Annotated in this window: 11 protein-coding genes; 10 read left to right on the plus strand and 1 reads right to left on the minus strand. The window is 26.2% G+C overall.

What is annotated here, in order from left to right:
- Window positions 1-12: 12 nt before the first annotated feature.
- From BGI42_RS00220 to carB, 10 genes are all read left to right on the plus strand, one after another.
- The gene (locus BGI42_RS00220) at window positions 13-1,716 is read left to right on the plus strand and encodes a methyl-accepting chemotaxis protein (RefSeq protein WP_069678420.1); all 1,704 of its coding nucleotides are present in this window, start codon (window positions 13-15) and stop codon (window positions 1,714-1,716) included.
- 179 nt (window positions 1,717-1,895) lie between these two features.
- Window positions 1,896-2,705, plus strand: a complete 810-nt coding sequence (gene proB, locus BGI42_RS00225) for a glutamate 5-kinase (protein WP_069678421.1) — start codon at window positions 1,896-1,898, stop codon at window positions 2,703-2,705.
- A 15-nt stretch (window positions 2,706-2,720) separates the two neighbouring features.
- Window positions 2,721-3,965 carry a glutamate-5-semialdehyde dehydrogenase gene (locus BGI42_RS00230; protein ID WP_069678422.1) on the plus strand — a complete coding sequence of 415 codons (1,245 nt, stop codon included), beginning with the start codon at window positions 2,721-2,723 and terminating at the stop codon, window positions 3,963-3,965.
- A gap of 167 nt (window positions 3,966-4,132) precedes the next feature.
- Window positions 4,133-4,576: a GNAT family N-acetyltransferase gene (locus BGI42_RS00235; RefSeq protein ID WP_069678423.1), complete on the plus strand. Its 444-nt coding sequence runs from the start codon at window positions 4,133-4,135 to the stop codon at window positions 4,574-4,576.
- Between the two features lie 260 nt (window positions 4,577-4,836).
- Window positions 4,837-5,340, plus strand: a complete 504-nt coding sequence (locus BGI42_RS00240; protein ID WP_069678424.1) for a PH domain-containing protein — start codon at window positions 4,837-4,839, stop codon at window positions 5,338-5,340.
- Window positions 5,318-6,760 (plus strand): PH domain-containing protein, encoded by a 1,443-nt coding sequence (locus BGI42_RS00245; protein ID WP_069678425.1) that lies wholly within the window; start codon window positions 5,318-5,320, stop codon window positions 6,758-6,760. Before BGI42_RS00240 ends, BGI42_RS00245 begins: the two co-directional genes overlap by 23 nt.
- A gap of 136 nt (window positions 6,761-6,896) precedes the next feature.
- Window positions 6,897-7,667 (plus strand): SDR family NAD(P)-dependent oxidoreductase, encoded by a 771-nt coding sequence (locus BGI42_RS00250; RefSeq protein WP_069678426.1) that lies wholly within the window; start codon window positions 6,897-6,899, stop codon window positions 7,665-7,667.
- A gap of 112 nt (window positions 7,668-7,779) precedes the next feature.
- Window positions 7,780-8,592 (plus strand): Cof-type HAD-IIB family hydrolase, encoded by an 813-nt coding sequence (locus BGI42_RS00255; RefSeq protein ID WP_069678427.1) that lies wholly within the window; start codon window positions 7,780-7,782, stop codon window positions 8,590-8,592.
- Window positions 8,593-8,985: 393 nt separating this feature from the next.
- On the plus strand, window positions 8,986-10,041 hold the full coding sequence (gene carA / locus BGI42_RS00260; RefSeq protein WP_069678428.1) for a glutamine-hydrolyzing carbamoyl-phosphate synthase small subunit: 1,056 nt from the start codon (window positions 8,986-8,988) through the stop codon (window positions 10,039-10,041).
- A 13-nt stretch (window positions 10,042-10,054) separates the two neighbouring features.
- On the plus strand, window positions 10,055-13,264 hold the full coding sequence (carB, locus tag BGI42_RS00265; protein WP_069678429.1) for a carbamoyl-phosphate synthase large subunit: 3,210 nt from the start codon (window positions 10,055-10,057) through the stop codon (window positions 13,262-13,264).
- A 56-nt stretch (window positions 13,265-13,320) separates the two neighbouring features.
- Here carB and BGI42_RS00270 read toward each other — a convergent pair whose 3' ends face one another.
- Window positions 13,321-14,430: an HD-GYP domain-containing protein gene (locus tag BGI42_RS00270; protein ID WP_069678430.1), complete on the minus strand. Its 1,110-nt coding sequence runs from the start codon at window positions 14,428-14,430 to the stop codon at window positions 13,321-13,323.
- Window positions 14,431-14,511 lie beyond the last annotated feature (81 nt).

Genomic DNA, 14,511 nt, shown 5'->3' on the forward strand with positions numbered 1-14,511 from the left:
GAGGAAATCTAAATGTATAGAAGGATTAAAGAAAAGTTTAAAAATTTTTCTATAAGAAAAAAAGTTCGAAGAAGCTTTTCTATAGTATTAGCATTTACTTTAACTTTTATGATTATGTCAGTATTTAGTTTACATTTTGTATCTCAAAAGATCACAAAATTATATAACGAACCATTTAGAGCTGTTGATGTAACTTGGAGTATGAAAACTGAATTTTTAAAGATGGAAAGAGATATGTATCAAGCGTTAATAGAAAATGATGAGGAAAAAATAAAAAATAATATTTCTGGTGTAAATGATCAATTAAAAGCATTAGAAAGTGATACACAAAATTTAAGAAATATATATATAGAAAATGATAATTTAAATAATGTAATTGATAAATTTGAAAAGACTATTAATGATGTTAAAGATGAGAGAGAAGATATATATTCACTACTTTTAGGAAATAAAGATTCAGAAGCTTATGAATTAATTATCGGGAAATATAATAATGAAATAGAAAATGCACGAGAGTATTTAATAGATATTGGAGAAATTACTAATAATGATGCATTGGATTTTGTAAAAGATGCAGAATCAACAAAGAACTTAATATTAATATCATCAATTATAATATTAGTATTAATGCTCGGTTCAGTTATATTAATAAGTAAAGCTATTGAGTCAACTTTACTTGAAGGAATTAATCATGTTAAAAAAGTATCTAGTGATTTATCTAATGGAAATTTAGTTATAGATAATAGTTATGTATCAGATGATGAAATGGGAGAAATGAGTAGAGATTTAAATGAAACTATTCAAAATCTTAGTGATTATGTAAATGATATATCTAGAGTCATAGAAAATATAGCTAATGAAAACTTAGATGTAAAAACATTAATAGAATATAAAGGAAATTTCAAGCCTATACAAGATTCGTTAAATAATATAATAGATTCATTTAATAGTATATTTAAAAATATACATCAAGCAGCAGATTTAGTAGCAAGCAGTTCAGAAGAAATAGCATCAACTACTCAAAGTTTATCTGATGGAGCAGTAGAACAATCAAATGCAGTAGAAGATGTATTTTCTAAATTCAACAAAGTTTTAGAAAAAATAAATAAAAATACAGAGAGTACTAAAGTTGCAGAAGAAGTTTTTGAAAATACAAGAGAAATAGTTTTACACGGAAATGAAAAGATGGATGAATTAATGAAATCAATGTATAAGGTTAATGAAATGTCAAATGAAATTGAAAAAATAACTAATACGATTGAAGAAATAGCATCTCAAACTAATTTATTAGCATTAAATGCGGCTATAGAAGCAGCAAGAGCTGGGGAAGCTGGAAAAGGATTTGCAGTTGTTGCAGATGAAGTAAAATTATTAGCAGAACAATCATCTAAAGAAGTTAAGAATACAAATCAAATAATTCAAAATTCAATGAAGTTTATTACAAATAGTAATGTATTAGCTAAAGAAACATTAGAAGCCTTAGAAGAAATAGCAAAAAATGTAGACAATACAACAGAATTAGTAAAACAAATAGCTGATTCATCTGAATATCAATCAGAAGCTTTAGGAGATATGTCAGTTAGAGTTGATCAAATATCAGAAGTAATTCAAACTAATTCAGCAACAGCAGAAGAAACAGCAGCAGCAACTGAAGAATTAGCATCCCAAGCAGAGATTTTAGAACAAGAAATATCAAAATTTAGATTAAAAAACTAAGATTAAATTTTAATAGCGAATTTATATATGAATGAAAAGAGTTAGTAGATAATTTATTATTATACAAGCTATATCTTACAAAAAAGTTAAGATATAGCTTTTTTAGTTATCTTGATAAGATAAATAAGGTATAGTAATATAAATAGCATAAGAATTTAACTTTAAGGAGAGAAAAAAATATGGGCTTTCGTAAAAAAATAATTAATGCAAATAGAATAGTTGTAAAAGTAGGAACATCAACATTAACCTATGACAATGGAAACATACATTTAAGAAGAATAGAGAAATTAACTAGAGTTTTATCTGATATTGTTAATTCAGGAAAAGAAGTTGTTTTAGTAACATCAGGAGCAATAGGTGTTGGTGTGAGTAAATTAAAGTTAAAAGAAAAGCCCAAAAGTATAAGAGAAAAACAAGCAGTTGCATCAGTAGGACAATGTGAACTTATGCATATATATAGTAAATTCTTTGGTGAATATAGTCATACTGTTGGTCAGGTTTTACTTACAAGAGATGTAATAGAAGATGATCATATAAGAGAAAATGTATGTAATACATTTGAAACATTAATTGAAAATAAAATAATTCCAATAGTTAATGAAAATGATACAGTTTCAATAGATGAGATAGAGAATATTGTTAGATTTGGAGATAATGATAATTTATCAGCTATAGTTGCAACTTTAGTAAAAGCTGATTTGTTAATAATATTATCTGATATAGATGGATTTTATGATTCGGATCCTAGAAGCAATAAGGATGCAAAATTATTAAGAATAGTAGAAAAAATAACACCAGAATTGGAAAGTTGTGCCGGGGGTGCTGGTTCAAATTTAGGGACTGGTGGAATGGTAACAAAACTTACAGCAGCTAAAACAGCAGTAGCTTCAAATGTTGATATGATTTTAGCTAATGGAAGTGATCCAAGCATTATATTAAATGTTTTAGATGGTGAAGATGTGGGAACATTATTTATAGGTAAAAATTAATTTGGGGGTATAAAAATGAAAGAATTAATTTTAAAAGGTGAAAGAGCAAAAGAAGCATCATATGTTCTTATGAATGCTACAACAACTGAAAAAAATAATGCTTTAATAAAAATGGGGCAAAAATTATTAGAGAACAAAGATTATATTCTTACTGAAAATAAGAAAGATTTAGAAAATGCCGTGTTAAAAGGTACTTCAAAAGCTATGATTGATAGACTTTCTTTAGATGAAAAAAGACTTAAAGATATGGCAGATGGATTAAATCAATTAGTTAATCTTAATGATCCAATAGGGGAAGTTATTTCAATGTGGAAAAGACCTAATGGTCTTCAAATTGGTAAGCAAAGAGTTCCAATGGGTGTTATTGGGATAATATATGAAGCTAGACCTAATGTTACTTGTGATGCGGCTGGTTTATGTTTAAAATCAGGAAATGCTGTAATATTAAGAGGTGGAAGTGAAGCTATAAATTCTAATAAAGCAATAGTTAAAGCTCTTTGCGAAGGTATAAAAGAATGTGGATTACCAGAAAGTTCACTTCAATTAATAGAAAATACAAGCAGAGAAATTGCAAATGAAATGATGAGATTAAATAAATATATAGATGTTCTTATTCCTAGAGGTGGAGCAGGTCTTATTCAAGCTGTTGTTAAAAATGCTACTGTTCCAGTAATAGAAACAGGAGTAGGAAATTGTCACGTTTATGTTGATGAATATGCTGATTTTAAAATGGCAGAAGACATAATAATAAATGCAAAAACAAGTAGACCAGCTGTTTGTAATGCAGAAGAAAAGCTATTAGTTAATGAAAAAATTGCAGAAGAATTTTTACCTAAGATTATTTTAGCATTAAGAGATAAAAATGTTGAGGTAAGAGGGGATAGTAAAGTAATGAAAATAGTTAATGATGTAAAAGAAGCAACAGCTGAGGATTGGGATAAGGAATATTTAGATTACATTATTAGCATTAAAGTCGTAAATAATATAGATGAAGCTATAAAACATATAAATAAACATGGTTCAGGACATTCAGAAGCAATAGTAACGAATAATTATGAAAATTCTCAAAAGTTTTTACAAAGAGTTGATGCAGCAGCAGTTTATGTTAATGCTTCAACAAGATTTACAGATGGATGTGAATTTGGATTTGGTGCAGAAATAGGAATAAGCACTCAAAAGCTTCATGCAAGAGGTCCAATGGGGTTAAATGAGCTTACAACTACAAAGTATATTATCTATGGAAATGGTCAAATAAGATAATATCAATGGTATTTAAAATATAAGTTCAAGTTTATAAGGTTAATATAATTAATCATGTTGGTTTTTTACTTTTGAGTATAATATTGGCATGATTAGTTTTTTTATTCTTGATGAATTAAATATTTTTAGAATTATTTTATCTATAATTTGAGTTAAGGAGGATTTTGATGGAGTGGACAATAAAAAAATTTAATGATCTTACTTTAGATGAATTATATGAAATATGTAAAGTTAGATATGAGGTTTTTGCATGTGAACAAAAAATACATAAGGAAAATGATCTTGATTATATAGATAAAGAATCATTTCATTTATTCTTGCAAAATAAAAATGAAATAGTTGCATATGCAAGACTTATTCCAAAGGGGCTATTATATAATGAAGCGTCAATAGGAAGAGTTTTAGTAGTAAATGAATACAGAAGACAAGGAATTGCTAGTAAACTTGTTAAAAAAGCTGTAGAATGTATAAAAAAAGAATTTAAAGAGGAACATATAGTATTATCATCTCAACTTTATGCAAAAGATCTTTATAAACGTCATGGTTTTAAAGTTATTTCTGATATATACAATCAAGTAGATATACCACATGTTAAAATGAAATTATTTTAAATTTATAGTCTATAAATGTATTTTTGTAAAATTTATATATTTGTTGTAAAATTTATATCATTAATTATTCTATATTTCTAAATCAAATTTATTAAATTTATCACAATAAAAGGGAAGATATTTTATATTAGTTCTTTATTGTTTTTCTCTCTTTTTAATGGGTAGTATTTAGCTTTATAAATCTTATTATATTTTTTAAAATTGAGAAGAGCAATGTTCATATAACTTAATAAATAGGTATATAAATAAAGGGGGAGTTTATGAATAAATTACACAAAAATGCTATTAAATCTTGGATGATTTCTAGATTTATTGGAACAATATTATTTTTAGCTATATCATTAATAGTGTTTTATATTATGACGTCTAAATTTGAGATTCGATGGGTAATAGAGAATGCTAATTATATTTTATTTGCAATAGGAATAATAGGATTATTATGTATTATAGATATTACTGTAAATCCAATAATAGAATATAAAACATGGGTATATGAACTTACTAATGATAAAATTGACTTTACTAAAGGGATTTTTATTAAAAAAAGAACTATTGTACCAATAATAAAAATAGAGCATATAAAAATTAATAAGGGACCTATAAATTCAAAATTAGGATTAGCTAATATTGAAATTTTCACAGCTGGAGGTGCACATGAAATTCCTAATATAGAAGTTAAAGTTGCAGAAGACATATGTGAATATTTAAATAATAAAATAAAAGAAAAGGTTAAAGAATTTAATGAAAAAAACAGAAATTTATAGAGGACATTGGAGCAATGTAATAAAAAATATATTTTCTAATATGTATTTGATATTTATAGCTCTATTTGCATTAATAAAAAATAGAGAAGACTTTAACTTTATTATTGGCATATTAATAATAGGATTTTTTATTGTGCTATATTCAATATTATTGTGGAGAAGTAGGTTCTTTTATATAGAAGATAATATGTTTGTTTATGTAAAAGGAATTATAGAGAAAACAAAAGAACAAATACCACTTAAACAAATAACAACAGTTGATATAAAGACAAGCTTATTAGATAGATTTGTAGGTTCTGTAACTCTAAAATTAAATAGTGGTAATGCAACTTTAAATGAAGCAGAGTTTGAAATGGTTGTAAAGAAAAAATATGCTTTATTAATACAAAAAGTTGTTTCAGGACAAGATATTGATAATGAAGACGTTGATAATGATAAAAATTATAATAATATTAGAGAATTAAAAGTGGAATATAGAGATATAGCAATTTATGCATTAACAAAGAATAAATTTGGATGGATTATGGGTTTGTTTTTTATATTTAATAAATTTAGAAAAATATTTAATGACGCTACAATTAATGATGTTAAAACTTATTTTTCGTCATTAAAAGATTATGTTTTGTATGGTAGTATACTTGATTTAATATTAAAAGTAGTATTTATATTTGCTTTTGTATATATTTTTTCAACAATAATTTCAATAGGAATAGAAATTTTAAGATATGGTAATTTTAAGATTTCTAAAACTAAAGATTTGTTTAATATAAGATATGGAACAATTAATTTAAAAGAATATTCTATACCATCAGAAAAAATTCAAGGTATAAAGTTTAGACAAAATTTATTACAACAATTATTGAATTTATATAAGATAGAAGCCATAGTTATAGGTGATGCTGAAATAAATACATTATTATTTCCATGTTTAAAGGATTCAAATAAAGATAAGTTTATTAATGAATTTTTACCAGAATACAATATTAATAAACAAATAGATAGGGCACCTAAAAAATCAATTTTTAGATTTATATTTAAGAGATTTTTAGTTTCTATGGTAGTTTTATTTATATTAATTTTATTAATTAAACAATTTTTACCTAAGTTATATGTGATCAGTTATTTTAAAGTTTTACTTCCATTAATTTTAGGAAGTTATCAAATTATATTAGGTTATATTGATTATTTAAATAATGGTATAGCAATAGAAAATAATAATATCTTATTAACTAATGGTTCAAGGATAAGAAACACTTATATAGTGAGAAAGTTTAAAGTTCAGTCATTGCAAATTAAGCAATCTATATTGCAAAGATATAGGAATATTTGTAGCTATGAGATAGATATTGCTACTAGTTCTTTTGGTGAAACAATAAAGATAAAAAATATAGACATAAATAAATATGAAGATGTATTATAGAGATAAAATGTGTAGATTTAATATAGATAATCTGCACATTTTTTAATATATTAGAATTATGTTATTTGATATAATTTTATTAAGAAAATTACTTTGGTAATACTAAGTTATTTTGAGGAAAGAGGATGTTAAGAATTTGAGAAAGTATGCATTAATTACTGGTGGAACAGAAGGAATAGGATTAGAACTAGCTAAATTATTTGCTAAAGATAATTGCAATTTGATTATAGTAGCAAGAAATGAAGAAAAATTATTACAAGTTAAAAATCAAATAGAAAATAATTATAAGGTTGATGTTTATATTTTATCTATAGATTTATCTATCCACAGTTCTTGTAATAAAATATTTAAATTTGTGGATAAAAAAAATATTTCTGTGGATTATTTAATAAATAATGCTGGAATTGGATCTTTTGGTTTTTTTCATGAGGATAAAGTAGGATTTGAAGAAAATTTAATAAATATAAATATAGTTGCTTTAACAAATTTAACAAAATATTTTATAAGACAAATGATAGATAAAAAAGACGGTGGAATAATGAATATAGCTTCAACAGCAGCATTTGTTGGAGGACCAAAGATGGCAATGTATTACGCTAGTAAAGCATATGTATTAACATTGACTGAAGCTTTATATGAAGAAGTAAAAAATTTAGGTATAAAAGTAAGTTGTTTATGCCCTGGACCTGTAAAAACGTCTTTTCAAAATAAGGCTGGAATAAAGAAATCTGAAAAAGCTAAAAAGTATTTAATGGATGCAGATAAAGTAGCTAGAATAGCATATGAAGAATTTTTAAAAGGAAAAGCTATTATAATACCAGGATATAAAAATAAATTATTAGTATGGGGAACAAAATTAATTCCAAGATCAATAAGTAGAAAGATAATATTAAAAAATAACACTTAGAATGTTGATATATGTATACATAAAGTAGACTAAGGCACATTCAAATAAATAACTAATTAGTATGCTAATTTATTTATTTGAATATGTCATAAGTAACTAGGGGGAGAAAATTATGGAGAAGTTTTTTTATGGATATTTGTTGGTTTCAGATATGGATGGAACATTGTTAGATAGTAATGGAAAGTTATCTAAAGAGAATAAAGAAGCTATAGATTATTTTATAAGCAAGGGCGGGAATTTTACTTTAGCTACAGGAAGAACAGTTGAATCAGTTGGTAGATTTTTAAGTGATATAAATGTTACATTACCAGTAATATTGTATAATGGAGCCAAAATTTATGATTATAAAAATAATAGAGTTATTTATGAAAAGTTTATAGAAGATGAAAGAAAAAATATAATTACTTTAGTAAAGAAGGATAAACCTTCATTGGGCATAGAGGTTTATTCAGAGGAAAAGGTATATATTTATTCTTCATGCAAATATACAAATAGATTTTCAAAACTTGGGTATGAGGTTATTTATAATTTGCCAGAAGATGTGTGGAATAAAAAGTGGACAAAGGTTCTTATTGTAGGAGAAGAAAATGAAATAGATGTACTTGAAGAAAATTTTATAAGAAACTATGGAGAAGGAAATATAATAAGAAGTGGTGCTAGATATTTAGAGATAGTATCTAATGATACGTCTAAAGGCAAGGCCATAGAAAAATTAATTCATACTTATAATATAAAATCATACAATCTTATAACTATTGGTGACAATATGAATGATATTGAAATGATTAAATTAGCTGATTATGGATTTTGTATTAAGACTGGAGCGCAAAGATTGATTAATACATCTAAATTTATAGCACCAAGTAATGACGAACATGCTATAGATTATGTTGTTAAATGGGTTAATAAAAATATAGTAAGGTAAATAAAAATATTAATATTTATCAAATCTTATAATTAATTTAAGTTTTTTTCAAAAACAGTTACAGATAGCATGAATAATTAATATGGTTTAGATAAAAATAAATATATTCGTGCTTGACAGTAATTGTATGATAAACTACAATAGTAAAAAAGATAAATAAAATAAAGATCTATCTAAAGATACACTTTAAATTGGTCCAGTGAGGCCAGAAAGGAGTCTATTTCTATGATATATTATAAGTTAGAAAAAAATAATGTAGCTTTATTGAAGGCACTTAGTATACTTAATAAATATGCACGGATAGTAAAGAGACCTCTTTTTATGGTTGTCTCTTTAGTATCCTTTTATTTTATATAAAAATATAAACTTAACATAGATTAAGGAGGACTAAGTATGAAAGCAAAGCTTATATTAGAAAATGGTATGGTTTTTGAAGGTAAAGCGTTTGGTTATTTAAAAGAGAGTATTGGAGAAGTAGTATTCACTACTGGAATGACAGGATATCAAGAAGTACTTACAGATCCGTCTTATTACGGTCAAATGGTGACTATGACTTATCCGTTAATAGGAAATTATGGGATAAATCTTGAAGACATGGAATCAGACTCAATAAAAGTTAGAGGGTTTATTGTCAGAGAAAAATGTAATTTACCAAGTAATTTTAGATGTGAATTAGAATTAGAAGATTTCTTAAAACAAGGCAAGGTTATTGGATTAGAAGGTATAGATACAAGAGCTTTAACTAAGGTTTTAAGAAACAGTGGAACTATGAGAGGAATTATTGCTCTAGAAGAATTAGATGAAAAAACTATAAAAGAAAAGATAAATAGTTTTACTAACAAAGAAGCAGTAAAGATTGTTACGACTAAAGAAAAATATGTGATTAACAATAATGATAATGGAAAACATGTAGCAATAATGGATTTTGGAATAAAACAAAATATAATAACTAACTTTAAGAAAAGAGGATGTAAATTAACAGTATTTCCTGCAACAGCAAGTGCAGAAGAAATTTTAAATGTTAATCCGGATTTAGTATTTTTATCTAATGGACCAGGAGATCCTGAAGACTTAGATTTTGTTATAAAAAATATTAAAAAAATAGTAGGTAAAAAACCTATAGTAGGTATTTGTCTAGGACACCAATTATTAGCATTAACTTTAGGTGGAAAAACTACAAAATTAAAGTTTGGACACAGAGGATGTAATCATCCAGTTAAGGATTTAGAAGAAAATATAGTTCATATAACTTCTCAAAATCATGGTTATGTAGTAGAAACATTACCAGAAGATGTTGAAGTAACTCATGTAAATATAAATGATGGAACTGTAGAAGGATTAAAGCATAAGACTTTACCAATATATTCAGTTCAATTTCATCCAGAGGCATCAGCAGGTCCTAAGGATAGTGAATATATATTTGATAAATTCTTGAAATATGCATTATAGGAGGTTAAGATAAATGCCATTAAATAAAGATATAAAAAAAGTTTTAGTTATAGGATCAGGTCCAATAGTTATAGGTCAAGCGGCAGAGTTTGATTATTCAGGAACTCAAGCATGTGAGGCATTAAAATCAGAGGGAATAGAAGTTGTTTTAATTAATTCTAATCCAGCAACAATAATGACTGATAAAGAAGTTGCAGATAAAGTATATTTAGAACCGTTAACATTAGAATTTGTAGAAAAAGTTATTGCTAAAGAAAGACCAGATAGCTTACTTGCAGGAATGGGAGGTCAAACAGGACTTAACCTTGCTGTAGAATTACATGATGCAGGTATTTTAGAAAAATATAATGTAAAAGTAATAGGAACATCTATCGAATCAATTAAAGAAGGTGAAGATAGAGAGCTATTCAGAGATATGATGAATAGAATAGAAGAGCCAGTTATAAAGAGTGAAATTGTTACTGATTTACAAGCAGGTATAGATTTTGCTAATAAGATTGGATATCCAGTTATAGTAAGACCAGCTTATACATTAGGTGGATCTGGCGGTGGTATTGCAGATGATGAAGAAGAGTTAAAAACTATATTAGAATCAGGGCTTCAATTAAGTACAATAGGTCAGGTTTTACTTGAAAAGAGTGTTAAAGGTTGGAAAGAAATAGAATATGAAGTTATGAGAGATTCATATGGAAATTGCATAACAGTATGTAATATGGAAAATATAGATCCTGTGGGAATACATACAGGTGATAGTATAGTTGTTGCACCATCACAAACACTTTCAGATAAAGAGTATCAAATGCTTAGAACAGCATCTATAAATATAATAAATGCTGTAGGAATAGAGGGTGGATGTAATGTTCAATTTTCATTAAATCCAAATACTTTTGAATATGCAGTAATAGAAATCAATCCTAGAGTTTCAAGAAGTTCAGCCTTAGCATCAAAAGCAACAGGATATCCTATTGCAAAGCTTGCAGCTAAAATTGCCCTTGGATATGGATTAGATGAAATAAAAAATGCTGTAACTCAAAAAACATATGCATGCTTTGAACCAACACTTGATTATGTAGTAGTGAAAATACCAAAATGGCCTTTTGATAAATTCTTTGGTGCTGATAGACAGCTTGGAACTAAAATGATGGCAACGGGAGAAATAATGGCTATTGGTTCTAATTTTGAGCAAGCATTTTTAAAAGGAATAAGAAGCCTAGAAATAGGTAAATATTCTTTAGATCATAAAAAGTTTAAAGAATATAGTATGTCTAAACTTAAAGAATTAGTAATGAAACCAGATGATGAGAGAATCTTTGCTCTAGCAGAAATGTTAAGACGTGATTATATGATTGAAAGAATAAACAAAATTACAGGCATAGACAAATTCTTCTTAGAAAAAATTAAATGGATAGTTGAAGAAGAACAAAGATTAAAGTTAAGTAAAATAGAAGATTTAGATAAAGAATGGTTACAAGATTTAAAGAAAAAAGGATTTTCAGACAAGGCTATAGCAGATATGCTAAAAGTTAATCCAGATGATATATATAGATTAAGAGGTATATGGGGAATAAAGCCATCTTATAAAATGGTTGATACTTGTGGAGGAGAATTTGAAGCATTATCACCTTACTATTATTCAACTTATGAACAATATGATGAAGTTGAAATATCAAATAGAAAAAAAGTAATAGTAGTAGGATCAGGTCCTATTAGAATAGGTCAAGGAATTGAATTTGATTATGCATCAGTACATTGTGTAAAGGCATTAAAGAAGCTTGATATAGAAACAATAATAGTAAATAATAATCCTGAAACAGTAAGTACTGATTTTGATATATCAGATAAATTATACTTTGAACCATTAACGGAAGAAGATGTGTTAAATATAATTGAAAAGGAAAATCCAGATGGAGTAATTCTTCAATTTGGAGGTCAAACAGCAATTAAACTTGCTAATTTCTTAAAGGAAAAAAATATTATAACTTTAGGAACTACAGCTGATCAAATAGACATGGCTGAAGATAGAGAAAAGTTTGATGAGTTATTAGAAAAATTAGAAATATCAAGACCTAAAGGAAAAGGAATATGGTCATTAGAAGAAGGATTAGAAGAAGCAGAAAGATTAGGATTTCCTGTACTTGTTAGACCATCTTATGTAATTGGAGGTCAAGGAATGGAAATAACTCATGATGAAGAGGAATTAACATTCTATTTAAAAAATGCTTTTGCAAAGGATAAAAAGAATCCAATACTTATAGATAAATATTTAATGGGAAGAGAAATTGAAGTAGATGCTATATCAGATGGAGAAAATGTTCTTATACCAGGAATAATGGAACATTTGGAAAGAGCGGGGGTCCATTCTGGAGATAGTATAACTATGTATCCAAGTCAGAATATATGTGATGAAATTAAGGGGAAAGTATTAGAATATACTAAGAAGTTGGCTTTAGCAATAGGAATAAAAGGAATGATAAATATTCAATTCATAGAGTTTGAAGGAAATTTATATGTAATTGAAGTTAATCCAAGAGCATCAAGAACTGTACCTTATATAAGTAAGGTAAGTGGAGTTCCAATAGTTGATATAGCAACACAAGTTATGCTTGGAGGTAAATTAAATGATTTAGGATATGGAGTAGATATATATAAAGAACCTGAACTTGTTTCAGTTAAAGTTCCAGTATTCTCAACTCAAAAATTACCTAATGTAGAAGTATGCTTAGGACCTGAAATGAGATCAACTGGAGAAGTTTTAGGTGTAGGTAGAAGTTTAAAAGAAGCTTTATATAAAGGATTCGTAGCAGCTAATATGTATCCATCAAAAGAAAAAGGAAAAATATTAGCAACAATTAATAAACATAATAAAGCTGAATTTTTACCAATAGCTAAAGAACTAGCTAAAATAGGATATAAGTTTATAGCAACAACAGGAACTTGTAATTTACTAAGAAGCGAAGGAATAGATGCAGAAGAAATTCGTAAAGTAAATGAGGAAAATCCAAATATTTTGGATATAGTTAAAAATAAAGAAGTTGATTTAGTTGTTAATACTCCAACTAAAGGAAATGATTCTAAAAGAGATGGATTCCTTATTAGAAGAGCAGCAGTTGAAAGGAATTTAGGAGTTATTACTGCATTAGATACACTAAGAGCTATTGCAGATGTGGAATTAGATGAATTTGATAAGAATAACAGCTTAGATGTATTTGATATAACTAGATAATATATAAATAAATATATAAATAAAAAAATGTTACAATAACAATATTGTAACATTTTTTATGCTTCATATTGTATACCTGAAATTACTAATGATAATTCATTTAATAAATTAACACTAGAACCTATAATTTGTTCATTATCACTTTTTAATATTTTAACTTGTGGTCTAAGAGGATAGTTTGGAAAAGTTTCTTCAACTATTCCTACATCTCCATTACTTAAGCATACTATAGTTCCACTAGGGAATGGTATTATAACTCTAGTAAAGACTTTAGCCATTTCGTAATCAAAGAAGGTTCCTGAATTAGACATTATGTACTCTAATGCATCACTAGGACACATTGCTCTTTTATATGGTCTATCTGAAGTTAAAGCATCATAAACATCTGCAATACTTACTATTTTAGCCATATAATTAATCTTATTTCCATTTAAACCATAAGGATATCCGAAACCATCAACTCTTTCATGATGCTGTAATATTATTAATTTACTATTAGTATTAATATCATATGAATTTTTCAAAAAATTATATCCTTTTTCAGGATGAGTTTTAATAATATTAAATTCTTCTAAATTTAATTTACTAGGTTTCAATAAAATATCTTTATCTATAAATGTTTTACCAATATCATGAAGTAATGCACCACTACACAATTGAACTAGTTTTCTCTTAGGAAGTTTTAAGCTTATTCCTAAAACTAAAGATAATACAGCTACATTTACTGAATGCTGATAAGTATAATTATCCATATTTTTTATATCTACTAACGATATTAATAAATTTTTATTAGATAATATATTGTCTAATAATTCTTCAGATATATTACTTATGTTTTCAAAATATTTTAGTTCATGTTTTGAATAATTGATTAAAGAACATTTTTCAAAGTTATGAAAGGAAGAAACTCTCTGAATATCATTAAAGGTCTCTTTAAGTATTTTAACAGCTTTTTGTCGTAGTTCTGGTTTTATTATATCTTCTATTTCGTAATCACTATATTCATCAATTATATATATTGAAAGTATATTTAACTCTTTAATTTTTTGTATTAAAAGTTGTGTTAATTTCACTCCTTTTTTCAACAAAATTCTACCTTCAGAATCATATATAGTTTTACCTAATACAGTGTCTTTTTTTACACATTCAATTGGTATTAAACGCATTATCAGCACCTCATAATTAATATCATAATACAACATTATTTTCATAAATTTAAATAAATATACGAATTATATTATAATAAA

Source organism: Clostridium taeniosporum (genome assembly GCF_001735765.2).
GTDB classification, from domain to species: domain Bacteria; phylum Bacillota; class Clostridia; order Clostridiales; family Clostridiaceae; genus Clostridium; species Clostridium taeniosporum.